This window comes from Streptomyces asiaticus, assembly GCF_018138715.1.
Classification (GTDB): Bacteria; Actinomycetota; Actinomycetes; order Streptomycetales; family Streptomycetaceae; genus Streptomyces; species Streptomyces asiaticus.
In genome coordinates this window covers 6,191,361-6,206,331 of record NZ_JAGSHX010000006.1, presented here as the reverse complement: position 1 = coordinate 6,206,331, position 14,971 = coordinate 6,191,361, and the positions used below count along the sequence as shown (strand labels likewise).

Below are 14,971 nucleotides of genomic sequence, written 5' to 3'. Positions count from 1 at the left end.
CCGTGTCCCAGATGGAGGTGTCAAAGGTGCTGTCGGGGACGGGGGCCGTCGTGCTGGCCGCGTCCGCGGTGCTGGTACTGGTGTTATCACTGTGCCTCACCTGGGTGGTCAGACTTCGCCGCGCGCTCGCGGACGCGCGTAGGGCGACCGAGCGAGAACGAGCCGTTTCCGAGCGGGAACGAGCCAATGCGGCCGAGGAGCGGGCGCTGGCGGCCGAGCGCGGCGAGGAGGTCGCCCGACTGGCCGCCGTACAGACCGATCTGGACGAGGCGGCGCGCCGGGAGCGGATCCTGCGCGACTCCGTGCAGGCTTCGTTCGAGTCCGTGGCCCGCAATATGCACGCCATGTCGATGGTGCAGCAGCAGGTTCTCGACGGCCTGGAGCAGTATGTCGAGGACGCCGGGCTGATGGGCGAGGTCATGAAGGCGGACCACGCCGCCGCCCAGATGACCCGTAAGGCCCAGACGCTGCTGGTGATGTGCGGGATCTGGCCCGCGCGGCGGGAGACCCGGCCGGTGTCGCTCTTCGACTGTGTGCGGGGCGCGCAGTCGCGCATCGTGGAGTTCGGCCGGGTGGACGTCCACGGCGGGCAGACCCTCTACGCGGTGGCCCCCGCCGTGGAGGGCCTGATGCACGCGGTGGCCGAACTCCTGGAGAACGCCACCGTCTTCTCCCCCTCCCGCACCCAGGTCGCGGTCGCCATCCGCGAGGTCGCGGCGGGCGCGGTCATCGAGATCGACGACGCGGGGCTCGGGATGCCGCCGGACGTGCTGGAGAAGGCCGTGGGCCAGCTGCGGGACGGTCTCGACCTGGCCCAGCTGGGCGCGGTGCCCCGGCTGGGGCTCGCCTGTGTGGGGCGCTGGTCGCGGGAGCTGGGCTTCGGCGTCGAGCTGTCCACGGCGTCGGCGTACGGCGGCACGCGGGTGGTGGTCTTCGTACCGCACCGGCTGCTGACCGAGCAGACGAGCGCCGTACGGGCGGCGGACCACAGGCCGGTGGTCGTGGAGCCCGTGGTCGTCGGCAAGGTGAACCAGGACGCGGGCGGCGCGGGGCTCGGCCCGGCCGCCGCGGACCCCGCCGGGGGCCGCCTGCTGAACGGCGTGTCCGTGGACGACATCCCCGACCTCCCCGACGTCCCCGACGCTCCCGCGTCCCCCGGCACCGGGCTGCCCCGGCGCCGCAACCGCCGCCGCCCGGCCTCCGGAGCCGCCCCGGCTTCCCGGGCCTCCTCCACCGACGTGGCCGGTGGGGCCGATGGGACCGATGGGACCGATGGACCGGACGCGGTTGACGCGACCGACGCGACCGACGCGGTCGACCTCACCACCGCCCCGGCCCGCGCCGCACCCACCCCGCCGCCCGCGGCCGCCCCCTGGACCCCCGAGGCCGCCCGCGCCTCCATCACCAGCGTCGTCTCCGGCACCCGCCGCGGGCGCGTGGAAGCGGAGGCGGAGGCCGTACCGCCCGACGATGAATCGAGTCCGGACCGAGAAGACCGAGAGGGAGGCCGGTAGTGGCCGGAACCATATCCAGGTTGCCCGACGTTGGATGGATGCTGCGTCCGCTGACCGGGATCCCCGGGGTGCGGCATGCCGTCGTCGTCTCGGAGGACGGTCTGCGCATGGGCCACGACTCCGCCGAGGGGCTGACCGGCGAGGTGTCCCGGCTCGGGGTGGACGAGGCCGAGTCGCTGGCCGCCGCCTGTGCCGCGCTGACGGTCACCAGCCAGTCCACGGTGTCGCTGCTGTTCGGCGACGAGGCCGGGGTGCGGCAGCTGATGATCGAGTCCGACAGCGGGTTCGTGCTGTTCACCTCGGCCGGTCAGGGCGCCTCGCTCGGGGTGGCCACCGACACGGATGCGGATGTCGGCCTGGTGGCTCAGCAGATGCAGTTACTGGTCGCGAAGATCGGTGCCCATCTGAGCAGCCAGCCGCGGGAGCCGATGGGCCGCCCGACGTCATGAGCCGACCCGGCGAGGAACGCACCACGGCCGCGGTGCGCCCCTATGTGATCACAAGGGGGCGTGCCGGTTCCTCACGGGATGCTCTGCCGCTGGAAACGCTCGTCGTGGCGTCCGGGAGCGCGCTGCCGCCACATCTCCAGCCCGAGTACCGGCGGATCGCCGACTTCTGCCAGGGGCTGCTGTCGGTGGCGGAGGTCGCCGCCCATCTCGGTCAGCCACCGGCCGTGGTGCAGGTGCTGCTCGCGGATCTCATCGACTGGGGGCACATCGTGGCGCGTCCGCCGATCCGGGTGGCCAAGCGAAAACGTGCCGATTTGGACTTGCTGAGGAAGGTGCTCGATGGGCTTGAGAGCAAGCTCTGAGATCTCGATGGCCGGTACGGACGGCACAACCAGGACCGACCACACGGCCCACCCGGGCCACGCGGACCGCACGACCCGCACAGACCACACCAACGAGACAGGCGAGACGGACGAGACGGGCGATACGGACGACATGGATGACATGGACGACACCCCCGTCATGTACGTGGAGTCCAGCGTGGCCGGGGCGGCCAAGATCCTGGTGGTCGGCCCGATGGGCGTCGGCAAGACCACGCTGATCGGCACGGTGTCGGAGATCAAGCCGCTCTCCACCGAGGCGACGATGAGCCAGGCCGGGGCCCGGCTCGACACCAAGGTGCGGCCGTCGAAGACCACGACCACCGTCGCGCTGGACTTCGGGCGGATCACCCTGGGCGGCGAGCTGGTGCTGTACCTCTTCGGCACCCCCGGCCAGCAGCGGTTCCTCCCCGCCTGGAAGGACCTGGCGCGCGGTGCGCTGGGCGCGCTCGCGCTGGTCGACACCCGCGACCTGGAGGCGTCCTTCGACGCGATCGGGCATCTGGAGGACCTGGATGTGCCGTTCTCCGTCGCCGTCAACGCCTTCCCGGACAGCACTCCGCACAACGAGGACGATCTGCGCTCCGCGCTCGATCTGCTCCCGCACACCCCGCTGGTCATCTGTGACGCCCGGGAGCACAAGTCCTCGGTGCAGGCGCTGATCTCGCTCGTCTCGCATCTCATCGAGACGCTCACGGAGGCGTCATGACCGCCAGGGCCGCCTCCCGGGTGCCGCTGTACGGGACCGCGCTCGACGGTCCGCTCACCGACCTGTACGAGCGGATGCGGCGCGACCACGGTCCGGTGGTCCCGGTGGAGATCGCACCCCGGGTCGAGGCATGGCTGGTCATCGGCCACCGTGAGCTGCTCCACCTCACCCGTGACGAGCAGTACTTCTCGCATGACCCGCGCCGCTGGACCCCGCTGCGCGAGGGCCGGGTGGCGGCCGACTCGCCGCTGATGCCGCTGGTGGGCTGGCGCCCGGCGCTGCTGTTCGCCGATGGCGCGGCGCACCGCCGGATGCGCTCGGCGGTGGCCGACGCGCTGGGGCGGGTCAACGGCCATGAGCTGATCCGCAGGGTGCGGGCCACCGCGGAGCGGCTGGTCGCCGGGTTCGCCGACCAGCACGCGGCGGATCTGGTCGAGCAATACGCGCGCCTCCTGCCGCTCCAGGTCGTCACCGAACTGCTGGGTCTCGACGAGGAGAACGGGGCCCGGCTGGTCGAGACGCTCACCACGATCGTCGCCCCGACCATGGCCGCCACCGGCGCCAACAAGCGGATGGGCCAGATCCTGCTCCAGCTGATCGCCGGGAAGAAGCGGCGGCCGGGCGCGGATCTGACGTCCTGGCTGCTGGAGCACCCCGTCGGGCTGAGCGACGAGGAGGTGCTGCACAACCTCGTGGTGATCATCGTCGCGGGCAACAACACCACCGTGAACTGGATCGCCTCCACGCTCCAGATCCTGCTCACCGACCCCGCGTTCCGCTCCTCGCTGGCCCGTGGCCACCTCACCGTGGACGACGCGCTGGACCTGGTGCTGTGGCGCCAGCCGCCCACCCAGAACTTCCCCGGCCGCTACGCCACCCGCGATCTGCGCTTCGGCGGCCAGGACATCCGTGCCGGGGACATGCTCATCCTGGGCCTCGCGGGCGCCAACGCGGACCCGGAGGTGCTGCCCGAGGACGGACGTCCGGTGGTCGGCAACCGCTCGTACCTCGCCTTCGGGGCGGGCCCGCACGGCTGCCCGGCGCGGGATCCGGCCCGGCTGATCACCCGGACCGCCGTGGACACGCTGCGCCACCGGCTGCCCGATATGGAGATCGCGGTGCCGGAGGAGCAGCTTCCGTGGATCACCTCGCCGTGGTCCAAGGGCCTGGCCAAGCTGCCGGTGCGGTTCTCCGCGCCGCAGCTGGCCGCCGATGCCGCGGCTTCGGCTTCGGGGCCGGCTTCAGGTTCGGGTTCGGGGCCGGCTTCGGCCCGGACCCCGGGCTCGGCGGCCCCGACCCCCGACTGACCGGCCCCGACCCCCGACTCCCCCGCAGGAGACAGCAATGACCGACGGCCGATGCCCCGTGTCGCACGCCGACCCCGCCGCACCGCACCGCCTGGACCCCACCGGGGCGCGCCAGCACGCGGTGAACGAAGAGCTGCGCGCCCGCGGGGCCGCGGTCCCGGTCCTGCTGCCCGGTGACGTACCGGCGTACGCCATCACCCGGCACGAGGAGCTGAAGGAGTTCGTCACCCACCCCGACGTGGCCAAGAACGCCTGCCACTTCGCCGCGCTCCAGAACGACGAGCTCCCGCCCGGCTGGCCGATGCGGACCTTCGCCACCGTACGCGGCATGATCACGGCGGATGGCGAGGACCACAAGCGGCTGCGGTCCCTGGTGACCCGGGCGTTCACCCCGCGCCGGGTGGAGGCGCTGCGCCCGGTGGTGTACGAGCTGACCGGCACGCTGCTGGAGCGGCTGGGCGACGCCGCCGCGGCCGATCCGGACGGGGTGGCCGATCTGCGCCGCCACTTCGCGCTGCCGCTGCCGATGAGCGTGATCTGCCGGCTGCTGGGCGTGGACGACCACTACCAGGACCGGCTGCACGAGCTGTCCAACGAGATCGTCTCCACCCAGACCGCGCCCGACCGGGTCCCGGCCGCCAACCGCGAGATGGTGGCGATCCTCGGCCAGGTGGCCGCCGCCCGGCTGAAGGACCCCGGGGACGATCTGACCAGCGCGCTGATCGCGGTCCGTGAGGAGGACGGCGACCGGCTCAGCGAGGAGGAGCTGATCGGCACGCTGATGCTGACGATCATCGCCGGTCACGAGACCACGCTCAATCTGATCACCAACGCGGTACGGGCGCTGTGCAACCACCGCGATCAGCTGGATCTGGTCCGGTCCGGGGCCGCGAGCTGGGGCGATGTGGTCGAGGAGACGCTGCGGTACGACAGCCCGGTGTCCTTCTTCCCGTTCCGCTACACCACGAGGGACCTCCCGGTCGGGGACGCGGTCATCCCGAAGGGCGCGCCCGTGCTCATCTCGTACACCGCCGCCGGGCGCGACGAGCGGGCGTACGGCCCGGACGCCGGCCGCTTCGACGTGACCCGGGGCGCGCGCCATCTGTCCTTCGGCCACGGCGCCCACTTCTGCCTGGGCGCCCCGCTGGCCCGCATGGAGGCCGTGATCGCCCTCGAGGCCCTCTTCACCCGCTTCCCCGCGCTGGACCTGGCGGTCCCCGACGAGGAGCTGGTCCCCCACCCCAGCTTCGTCGGCAACAGCCCGCGGCGGCTGCCCATCCGGCTGGGGGCGCGCGGGGTGACCGGGGTGCATGGGGTGCCCGGGGTCGCTCACAGCGGCTGAGGGGGCGCGCTGAGGGCAGCGTTGCCTCGGAGAAACGGCGGGGATGCGGCCGGGTAACAGGCACCCCGCAGGCTTCCTGGCATGGAGTCGTCCAGGGAGCCGATGAGCCCGCACCGCCGCCGGGTGGTGATCGTCGGCGGCGGCATGGCGGGTACGAGGCTGGCGCAGCAGCTGACCGCGCGTGCGGTTGCCGTGGGTGCGGGTTCCGCGGGTGCGGGTTCCGCGGGTGCGGTTGCCGTGGGTGCGGTTGCCGTGGATGCGGTTGCCGTCGAGGTCACGATCATCGGCGAGGAGCCGCACCCCGCGTACAACCGGGTGCTGCTCGCCGAGGTGCTCGCCGGGCGGTACCCGCCCGAGGTCATCGCGCTCCCCGCCCCCGCCGCCGGGGTGCGGCGGCTGAGCGGGGTGCGGGTGGTGCGCGTCGACCGCCCCGCGGCGGAGGTGGTGTGCGACGACGGCCGCCGCGTGCCGTACGACGCGCTGGTGCTGGCCACCGGCTCCAACCCGGTGCTGCCGCCGCTGCGCGGCCTCTTCGAACCGGACGGCCACGAGCTTCCGGACGGCGTCCACGCCTTCCGCACCATGGACGACTGCCTGGCCCTCGGTGCCGCCGTACGCCCCGGGGCGCGGGCCGTCGTCATCGGCGGCGGACTCCTCGGCGTCTCCGCCGCGCGTGCGCTGGCCCAGCGCGGCGCCCAGGTGGTCCTGGCGCACCAGGGCGAGCACCTGATGGAGCGCCAGCTGGACCCGGGCGCGTCGGGGGTCCTGCGACGGCATATGGCGGCGCTGGGCGTGGAGGTCCACACGGAGTGCCGCGTCCGCGGCCTGCGCACGCGCGCGATGGACGGCCGGCGCCTTGTGAAGGCCGTCGAACTGGCCGACGGATACGCCCTGGAGGCGGACCTGGTCGTGCTGGCGTGCGGCGTCCGGCCACGGGTCGGGCTGGCGCGAGCCGCGGGGCTGGAGGTGGCGCGGGGGGTCGTGATCGACGACGAGCTGCGGACGAGTGATCCGCGGGTGTTCGCGATCGGCGACTGCGCGGAGCACGCGGGGGTCGTGTACGGCCTGGCGGGCGCGGCGCAGGAGCAGGCGGACGTGCTGGCACACCGCCTCTCCCCCACCCCGCCCCTCCCCGAACCAATGGGGCCCCGCCCCCTGGACCCCCACGAGGCCCCCGCCCCCGTCCCCGACCAGGGCTCCGCCCCAGACCCCGCGCCCGCGGACCGGTTTATGGGCAATCGTCCCGCGGAGGGGGCACCTCCCAGCGGTAGCTGGGAGAGGGACGGGTGGGCACGAACCGGCCACCGGCCCGCACCCGGCAACGAAACCCCGACCCGGCACACGGACGCCGCACCCGCCGACCACGCTGCGTGGGCACAACCCGGCCACCGGCCCGCACCCGGCAACGAGACCCTGCCCCGGTACCACGGCACCCGTACGCTCACCCGGCTGACGCTCACCTCAGCGTCAACCCCCGGCCCCCTCGACCTCGCTGCCTTCGGCAACCCCACCCCCGCCCCCGGCGACGACGTCATTCACCTGACCGACGCCACCCGCAACACTTACCGCAAAGTCGTGGTCCGCGGTGACCGCCTGCTCGGGGGCATTCTTCTCGGCGATCTCGGCACCGTCGGCGCGCTCGCCCGTACCTGGGAGAGCGACGAGCCGCTCCCCGCCACCCCCTTGCTCCACCTGCTGACCAACGATGGAGGGTCCTGACGATGAGCGCATCGAACTCCCGAAAAGCCGAAACCGCCGAAAACGGCGCACCCACCATCGTGCTCATCGGCCACGGCATGGTCGGCCAGCGGTTTCTCGAGGCGCTGGCCGAACGGAAGGTCACGGAGACCGCCCGCGTCGTCGTGTTCTGCGAGGAGCCCCGCCCCGCTTATGACCGCGTCCAGCTGACCTCGTACTTCTCCGGGCGCACCCCGGACGAGCTCTCCCTCGTCGAGGACGGCTTCATGGCGCGGCACGGCATCGAGCTGCACCTGAACGACCCGGCCCAGGTCATCGACCGCGACGCCCGCACCGTGACCGCCCAGTCCGGGCTGACCGTCGCCTACGACACGCTCGTGCTGGCCACCGGCTCGTACCCGTTCGTCCCGCCCGTGCCCGGCAAGGACAGCGACGGCTGCTTCGTCTACCGGACCATCGAGGATCTGCTCGCGATCGAGGAGTACGCCACAAACCGCTCCTCCGGCGTCGTCGTCGGCGGCGGGCTGCTCGGCCTCGAGGCCGCCGGTGCGCTCAAGGGGCTCGGGCTCACCACCCACATCGTGGAGTTCAACCCGCGTCTGATGGCCATCCAGGTGGACGAGGGCGGCGGCGCCGCGCTGCGCCGCACGGTCGAGGAGATGGGCCTGATCGTGCACACCGGCGTCGGCGGTAAGGAGATCACGGCGGATGCCGACGGCGCGGTCACCGCCATGACGCTGTCCGACGGCTCGTCCATCGACACCGACCTCGTCATCTTCTCGGCGGGCGTGCGCCCCCGCGATCAACTGGCCCGCGACTGCGGCCTGGACGTCGGCGAGCGCGGCGGCATCGCGGTGGACGAGACGTGCCGCACCAGCGATCCCGCGGTGTATGCGATCGGCGAGTGCGCGCTGGCCGCCGACGGCCGGGTGTACGGGCTGGTCGCGCCCGGCTACGAGATGGCCGAGGTGGCGGCCCGCGAGATCGCCGACGCGTCCGGCGGCGAGGGCTTCACCGGCGCCGACACCTCCACCAAGCTCAAGCTCCTCGGCGTCGACGTGGCCAGCTTCGGCGACGCCCACGGCACCGCCGACGGCTGTCTGGACGTCGTCTACTCCGACTCCCGTACCGGCGTCTACAAGAAGCTCGTGGTGGGCGCCGACGGCGCCCTCCTCGGCGGGGTGCTGGTCGGCGACGCCGAGTCGTACGGCATGCTGCGCCCCCTCACCGGCTCGGTGCCACCCGTCGCCCCCGAGCAGCTCGTCCTCCCGGCGGGGCTCGGCGCACCCGCCGCCCTCGGCCCCTCCGCGCTGCCGGACGAGGCGGTCATCTGCAACTGCCACAACGTCACCAAGGGCGCGATCCGTTCGGCCGTCACCGACCACCACTGCACCTCCGTCCCGGAGGTGAAGAAGTGCACCAAGGCGGGCACCGGCTGCGGCAGCTGCGTCAAGGCGCTCACCTCGCTCGTCAACGACGAGCTGGAGGCGAGCGGGGTCAGCGTGGACAAGGGGCTGTGCGGCTGCTTCGCGTACACCCGCGCCGAGCTGTACGAGGTCGTCCGCACCCTGCGCATCACCACCTACGCCCAGCTGCTGGACAGCCACGGCCGGGCGGAGGCCCGGGAGGGCGACGGCTGTGAGGTGTGCAAGCCCGCCGTGGCCTCGATCATCGCCTCGCTGGCCCCCACCCTGGGCGCGAGCGGCTATGTGCTGGACGGCGAGCAGGCGGCCCTCCAGGACACCAACGACCACTTCCTGGCCAACCTCCAGCGCAACGGGTCGTATTCGATCGTCCCCCGGATCCCCGGCGGGGAGATCACCCCGGAGAAGCTGATCGTGATCGGCGAGGTGGCCCGGGACTTCGGGCTCTATACGAAGATCACCGGAGGTCAGCGGATCGACCTCTTCGGCGCCCGGGTGGACCAGCTCCCGCTGATCTGGACGCGGCTGGTGGAGGCCGGTTTCGAGTCGGGCCACGCGTACGGCAAGGCGCTGCGCACCGTGAAGTCGTGCGTGGGCCAGACCTGGTGCCGCTACGGAGTGCAGGACTCGGTCCGGATGGCCATCGACCTGGAGCTGCGCTACCGGGGGCTGCGCTCACCGCACAAGCTCAAGTCGGCCGTCTCCGGCTGTGCCCGCGAATGCGCCGAGGCACGCGGCAAGGACTTCGGCGTGATCGCCACGTCCAACGGCTGGAACCTCTATGTGGGCGGCAACGGCGGGGCCGACCCGCGCCACGCCGATCTGCTCGCCCAGGACCTGGACGACAAGGAGCTGATCCGGCTCATCGACCGGTTCCTGATGTTCTACATCCGCACCGCGGACCGTCTGGAGCGCACCTCGGCCTGGCTGGAGCGGATCGAGGGCGGTCTGGACCACGTCCGCGAGGTGGTGGTCGAGGACTCGCTCGGGCTGGGTGCCGAGCTCGAGGCGATGATGGCCGACCATGTGACCGGCTACCGCGACGAGTGGGCCGAGACCCTGGGCGACCCGGAGCGGCTGCGGCGCTTCGTCTCCTTCGTCAACGCACCGGGCGCGCCCGACCCGACGGTGAAGTTCGTGCCCGAGCGCGACCAGGTCAAGCCGGACCTGACGATCCTGTCAGGGCCCACCCTCCCCGTCCGTACTCTCGAAGGGACTGCCAGCCGATGACCATGGCACCCACGACGCCCATGACGCCCATGGCGGCCGAGCGGACCGCGGTCCGCGTGGAACTCCTCGTCGACCAGCGATGGTTCACCGTCTGCGAGCTGACCGACCTCACCCCCGGGCGCGGGGTGGCCGCCCTGCTGCCGGACGGCGCCCAGGTGGCGGTCTTCCTGGACCGCTCGGGGCGCGTGTACGCGGTCGCCAACCGCGACCCGTTCACCGGGGCGTATGTCCTCTCCCGGGGGCTGCTGGGCTCGACGGGCGGGCGGCCGTTCGTCGCCTCCCCGCTGCTGAAGCAGCGCTTCGACCTGGAGACGGGGCGTTGCCTGGACGACGAGGGGGTCGTCGTCCAGGCGTACGCGACCCGTACCCGGGCGGGCACGGGCGCGGAGTCAGCCCAGGTCGCGTGAGACCAGCACCCCGCACTGGACGGGATCGCTCGCGCAGCCGGCCGTCCCCGCCGCGAGCACGCCCTTCGTCCCGGGGACGCCCGCGATACCGAGCACCGTGGACATCTCGCTGTGCTCGGTGACCTCGGCGGGCAGCTCCTCGGTCGCCCACGCCGTACCGGTCCAACGCGCCAGTACGGCATGGGGGTTGCCCGGGGCCCAGCCGGCGATCCACGGCCGTCCGGCGCCGTCCGCGCCCGCGGCGTTCGCCTCGCCGAACGGGGGCGCGGGAAGCGACTGCCAGCGGCCGCCGGTCCAGCGGGCGGCCATGGTGGCCGTGGGCGACTGCGGGTCGTTGGTCTTCCCGACGACGTAGACCGAGTTACGGCCGGTGGCCACGGCGTGGTTGGCCACCCAGCCGGTCGGGTGCTCGCCGGGGGCCGGCACCTCGCGGACCGTCCAGCCGCCGCCGTTCCAGTGGTACAGCAGCGGTACGGACACCTCGCCGGTCATGGCGCTCGCGGTGACCCATACGTCGTCCGGGCCGGTGCCGGTGATGTCCCAGGGCTGTACCTCGCCACCGCCGGGGGCGGCGGGGAGGGACACCGTACGCCACGCGGAGCCGGTCCAGCGCTCCAGGCGGGAGACCTGGGTGCCGCCGTTCGGGTCCCAGTCGAAACTGGTGAGCCAGGCCGCCTTCTTACCGAACGCGGCCAGGTCGCCGACGAAGCTCAGCGACCCCTCCGCGGGGGCCGCGTGGCCGACCTTCGTCCACTTCGCGCCGTCCCAGTGCTGGAGCACGATCGGCGCGGAGGTGCTGTCGGCCAGGGTGCCGGCCGCCCAGGCGTCGTCGGGCGCGGCGGCGGCGACCTTCTCCAGCTGGGCGGCCTTGCCGTCGGTGGATGCGGCGGGTACGTCCGTCCACGCGCTGCCGTTCCAGTGCCGGATCAGGGGGGCGGGCCCGACGGCGCCGTCCGTCCTGCGGCCCACGGCCCAGGCGTCCTTGGCGCCGGTCGCGGCCACGTCCCAGAACTCCCGCGAGGCGGTCTCGCTCAGCGGCGTCCGCAGCTTCCACGGGGTGTCGGCGCGGGCCGCCCGGTGGGACGAGGCGTTGGGCGCGGCGCTGGTCGTGGTGCCGGGCGCGGCGTTCGCGGGGGTGCCGAGGGTGGCGAGCGTGCCGAGTGCGACCGCGCACACCGCGACCGCTGTGCGCAGCCGCGTCCGGCGGGTTCCGGGCCGTCCTGCGGTTCTCTCCATGACGCTCCTTCTGCTCGGGTGGGTTTCTCAGGGCTCTCAGGGCTCTCAGGGCTCTCAGGGCTCTCAGGGCTCTCAGAAGGAAATGGCCGCCGCCCGCCCGTTCTTACAGCTCGCCCCGACCGGTCACTCAGGGGTCTTCAACTGCCGGTCGGTCCACTCCGACTCCACCGTGGCGTTGTAGTTCACCACCGTGCCCGCCGTGAGCCCCGCCTCGGCGGCCTTCGCGTCCGGCTTGGTCAGCACTTCCTGGTCGGACAGCAGGGCCCCGGTCGCCGGGTCCACGATCAGCTCCGACCGCGCGGTCCCGTAGCCGGGCCGGGCGGTCGCGGGCAGGGCGAAGCCGACCCCCTTGCGGCCCAGCGGGTCGGTCACCTCACCGAGCGACCGGATGCCCGGCAGATCCGCGATGACGCGGTACGCGGCGGCCCGGACCTCGGTCCTGACCGGGAGGCCGATCAGCCCGGCCGCCTGCCGCCACATCCACTCGGTGCGGCCGGAGATCTCGCTTCCGCGGTCCTCCTCGTACAGGTCCGCCAGCACCTTCTTCAGCTTCGCGCTGTCGCCGGGGAGTTTCCGCAGCTCCGCGTAGCTCACATTGCGTGCGCCAAGGGCGGCGATCTTGTCGCCGCTGTTGATCCGGTCCACCGTCGGACGCTTCCTCGCCCCCGGCTCCAGCCGCAGACCGAGCTTGCCGCCCGACCCGGAGGCGGCGAGCGTCAGGTCCTTCGGCGATCCGGCGGCGCGCCAGCGCGCCGTGTCGCGCGCGGTGCGGGGCTCGGTGGTGGCGTCGAGCCCCGAGACCCACAGGCTCCGCGTACCGGGCCGCACCCCGAAGGACCACCGCGAGGTCTCGGCGGAGACCACCGCGAAGGTCGACTCGGCCGCGGAGGCGACGCCGATCCAGGACGACCGCGTGGTCGTCTGCCAGTACGTGCCCTCGTCCGCCGTGCGATCCACCCGGGCGGCCACGTTGAGCAGCGCCAGGCGGCCGCTCTCGGCGGTGTGCCGGGGGCCGTCCGTGGTGGGCCCGGCGGTGGCGCGGGAGCCACGGGCGTCCCGGGTGCCGGAGCCGCCCTCCGGCAGGGTGGCGACGAGCACCCCGGCCGCGGCCGCCGTCGCGGCGACGGGCAGCGCCCACCGCCAGGTGAACGGCCGGGCGGACCGGCGGGATTCCGGTGCGTCGGGCCTGCTCGCCAGGATGGTGATCAGGTCGTGCCGGGCGCGTTCCGAACCGGCCAGGCGGGCCGGATCGAACTCCGGGGGCCGGGCGTCCGCCAGCGTCTTCATGACATCGGGCCGCTTGCGTGCCATGTCAGTGCTCCTTCAGTGTCACTTTCGGGCGGGAGTCGCGAGGGTCGCGAGGGTCGCGAGAGGGTCCGGCCGCGTCCACGGCCCGCTCCAGCCGCCGTCGGGCCCGGTGCAGCCGCACCGAGAACGTGGCGGTGGAGCAGCCCAGGACGCGTGCCGCCTGGCTCGGGCCGAGCCCGTGCCAGGCGACCAGCGTCAGGAGTTCCCGGTCGGCGGCGGACAGCCCGGCCAGCGCCTGTAGCGCCACCGCGCGCTCGGTCACCCCCGCGGCCACGTCCTCGACCTGGGCGCCGGAGGTGATGACGCGCTGGGCCTCCTGAGCGGCCAGGGCGTACTGCCTGCCGTCGCGGCGCCGCAGCTCGCGGGTCAGATTGCGGGCCACGCCGAGCAGCCACGGCAGCGGTGGCGTGGGGATGTCCCGCATCCGCCGCCAGGCGACCGTGAAGGTCTCGCTGGTGATGTCCTCACCGACCTGCCGGCCCACCAGGCAGGTCGCGTAGGCCAGCACACGGGGATGACACTCCTCGTAAAGGTCCCGAAAGCGTTGGGCGTCGGTCACGCCGTCTCCTCATCTCGGCTCTCTCACCATGCAGTGGTCGAGGGCCGCGCTTTCTTACACCCCGGGGAGAGGGAATTCCGGGCGGCGAGATTGCGGGCGGCGCTGCGTAAGCTCAGGAGCTTGATGGGGACGGTCCCTCTCTCGTCTCTTCACGTCTGATCCGGTTTTCCGGAAGACTTCTGCAAGGTTCCGAGGGCGCGTCCCCGGGAAGCAAGAGGCGGGGGTGGCTCCCGTCAACGGAGGAGGCGGTAATGGCTACGGAGAGCAAGGGCACCGAGGGCGGCACCCGGCCCAAGGTGACGATCACGGCCATCGCCCAGGAGGCCGGGGTGTCGGTGCCCACGGTCTCCCGGGTGGTCAACGGCCGTTCGGATGTCTCGCCCGAGACCCGGGCCCGGGTCGAGGACCTGCTGCGGCTCCACGGCTACCGCCGCCGCCAGAGCGCGCCGGGTGACCGCGCCGCCCTGGTGGACCTGGTCTTCAACGACCTGGACAGCCCCTGGGCGGTGGAGATCATCCGGGGCGTGGAGGACGTCGCCCACCAGGACGGGGTGGGCACGGTGGTCTCGGCGATCCACGGCCGCGCGGGCTCGGCCCGGCAGTGGCTGACGAACCTGCGAGCCCGCGCCTCGGACGGGGTGATCCTGGTGACGTCCGTGCTGGAGCCGGTGGTCCACGAGGAGCTGCGGCGGCTGAACGTGCCGATCGTGGTCGTCGACCCGGCCGGTTCCCCCGCGCTGGACGCGCCCACCGTGGGCGCCACCAACTGGGCGGGCGGCATGGCCGCCACCGAACATCTGCTGAGCCTCGGCCACCGCCGGATCGGTCTGATCGCCGGCCCGCCACGGCTGCTGTGCAGCCGGGCCCGGCTGGACGGCCATCGCGCGGCGCTGGAGGCGGCCGGGGTGCCGTTCGACCAGGCTCTGGTCGTGCAGGGCGACTTCTACCACGAGTCCGGTTTCCACGGCTGCGACCAGCTGATGGATGCCGATGACCCGCCGACCGCCGTCTTCGCCTCCAGCGACCAGATGGCGCTGGGCGCGATCGAGGCGCTGCGGCGACGGGGGCTGCGGGTTCCGGAGGACGTGAGCATCGTCGGCTTCGACGACCTTCCCGAGGTCCGCTGGTCGGCGCCGCCGCTGACGACTGTGCGTCAACCGCTGGCGGATATGGGGAAGTTGGCCGCCCGTACGGTGTTGCGGCAGGCGCGGGGGGAGGAGATCGAGTCCCCGAGGGTCGAGCTGGCCACCCAGTTGGTCGTCCGCGCCAGCACGGCCCCACCCACCGGGGGCTGACCCCCCGGACCCCACCCGTCGGGGGCTGACCCCTAGGCCCCGCTCGCCGAGCGCGATCCCCCAGGCACCGCGCCCACCAGGGGTTGGCCCCCAAGGCCCCACCCACCGAGGGC

The 14,971-nt window shown here is 73.1% G+C and carries 13 protein-coding genes; 10 read left to right on the top strand and 3 right to left on the bottom strand.

Features of this window, described 5'->3' with window-relative positions; genetic code table 11:
* Nucleotides 1-11: 11 nt before the first annotated feature.
* The 9 genes from KHP12_RS34115 to nirD all read left to right on the top strand — a co-directional run bounded on the left by KHP12_RS34115 (nucleotide 12) and on the right by nirD (nucleotide 10,460).
* Entirely contained in the window at nucleotides 12-1,514 is a 1,503-nt protein-coding gene (locus KHP12_RS34115) for an ATP-binding protein (protein WP_245010667.1), read from the top strand.
* The gene (locus tag KHP12_RS34110; RefSeq protein ID WP_037946193.1) at nucleotides 1,514-1,963 is read left to right on the top strand and encodes a roadblock/LC7 domain-containing protein; all 450 of its coding nucleotides are present in this window, start codon (nucleotides 1,514-1,516) and stop codon (nucleotides 1,961-1,963) included. The genes KHP12_RS34115 and KHP12_RS34110 overlap by 1 nt, the downstream gene beginning before the upstream one ends.
* The gene (locus KHP12_RS34105; RefSeq protein WP_086886137.1) at nucleotides 1,960-2,325 is read left to right on the top strand and encodes a DUF742 domain-containing protein; all 366 of its coding nucleotides are present in this window, start codon (nucleotides 1,960-1,962) and stop codon (nucleotides 2,323-2,325) included. Before KHP12_RS34110 ends, KHP12_RS34105 begins: the two co-directional genes overlap by 4 nt.
* Nucleotides 2,309-3,052, top strand: coding sequence for a GTP-binding protein (locus KHP12_RS34100; RefSeq protein ID WP_241787515.1), 744 nt, complete (start codon nucleotides 2,309-2,311; stop codon nucleotides 3,050-3,052). The genes KHP12_RS34105 and KHP12_RS34100 overlap by 17 nt, the downstream gene beginning before the upstream one ends.
* Nucleotides 3,049-4,359 carry a cytochrome P450 gene (locus KHP12_RS34095; RefSeq protein ID WP_244203451.1) on the top strand — a complete coding sequence of 437 codons (1,311 nt, stop codon included), beginning with the start codon at nucleotides 3,049-3,051 and terminating at the stop codon, nucleotides 4,357-4,359. Before KHP12_RS34100 ends, KHP12_RS34095 begins: the two co-directional genes overlap by 4 nt.
* A 37-nt stretch (nucleotides 4,360-4,396) precedes the next feature.
* Nucleotides 4,397-5,701, top strand: coding sequence for a cytochrome P450 family protein (locus KHP12_RS34090; RefSeq protein WP_210609249.1), 1,305 nt, complete (start codon nucleotides 4,397-4,399; stop codon nucleotides 5,699-5,701).
* Nucleotides 5,702-5,782: 81 nt separating this feature from the next.
* Complete coding sequence (locus tag KHP12_RS34085; protein WP_211834018.1) at nucleotides 5,783-7,420, top strand: NAD(P)/FAD-dependent oxidoreductase; 1,638 nt, start codon at nucleotides 5,783-5,785, stop codon at nucleotides 7,418-7,420.
* 2 nt (nucleotides 7,421-7,422) lie between these two features.
* Entirely contained in the window at nucleotides 7,423-10,053 is a 2,631-nt protein-coding gene (nirB, locus tag KHP12_RS34080; RefSeq protein ID WP_211834017.1) for a nitrite reductase large subunit NirB, read from the top strand.
* Nucleotides 10,050-10,460, top strand: coding sequence for a nitrite reductase small subunit NirD (nirD, locus tag KHP12_RS34075; protein WP_372455249.1), 411 nt, complete (start codon nucleotides 10,050-10,052; stop codon nucleotides 10,458-10,460). The genes nirB and nirD overlap by 4 nt, the downstream gene beginning before the upstream one ends.
* Here the strand turns inward: nirD and KHP12_RS34070 are convergent.
* The 3 genes from KHP12_RS34070 to KHP12_RS34060 form a co-directional block, all read right to left on the bottom strand.
* Nucleotides 10,443-11,696, bottom strand: coding sequence for a hypothetical protein (locus tag KHP12_RS34070; RefSeq protein WP_246643205.1), 1,254 nt, complete (start codon nucleotides 11,694-11,696; stop codon nucleotides 10,443-10,445). The two genes, nirD and KHP12_RS34070, sit on opposite strands and share 18 nt — an antisense overlap.
* A gap of 123 nt (nucleotides 11,697-11,819) precedes the next feature.
* Nucleotides 11,820-13,007 carry a CU044_5270 family protein gene (locus tag KHP12_RS34065; RefSeq protein WP_086881819.1) on the bottom strand — a complete coding sequence of 396 codons (1,188 nt, stop codon included), beginning with the start codon at nucleotides 13,005-13,007 and terminating at the stop codon, nucleotides 11,820-11,822.
* 1 nt (nucleotide 13,008) lies between these two features.
* Complete coding sequence (locus tag KHP12_RS34060) at nucleotides 13,009-13,563, bottom strand: RNA polymerase sigma factor (RefSeq protein WP_086881820.1); 555 nt, start codon at nucleotides 13,561-13,563, stop codon at nucleotides 13,009-13,011.
* A gap of 251 nt (nucleotides 13,564-13,814) precedes the next feature.
* On the opposite strand from KHP12_RS34060, the gene KHP12_RS34055 reads away from it, so the two are divergent.
* Nucleotides 13,815-14,858, top strand: a complete 1,044-nt coding sequence (locus KHP12_RS34055) for a LacI family DNA-binding transcriptional regulator (protein ID WP_037946177.1) — start codon at nucleotides 13,815-13,817, stop codon at nucleotides 14,856-14,858.
* The last annotated feature ends 113 nt before the right edge of the window (nucleotides 14,859-14,971 follow it).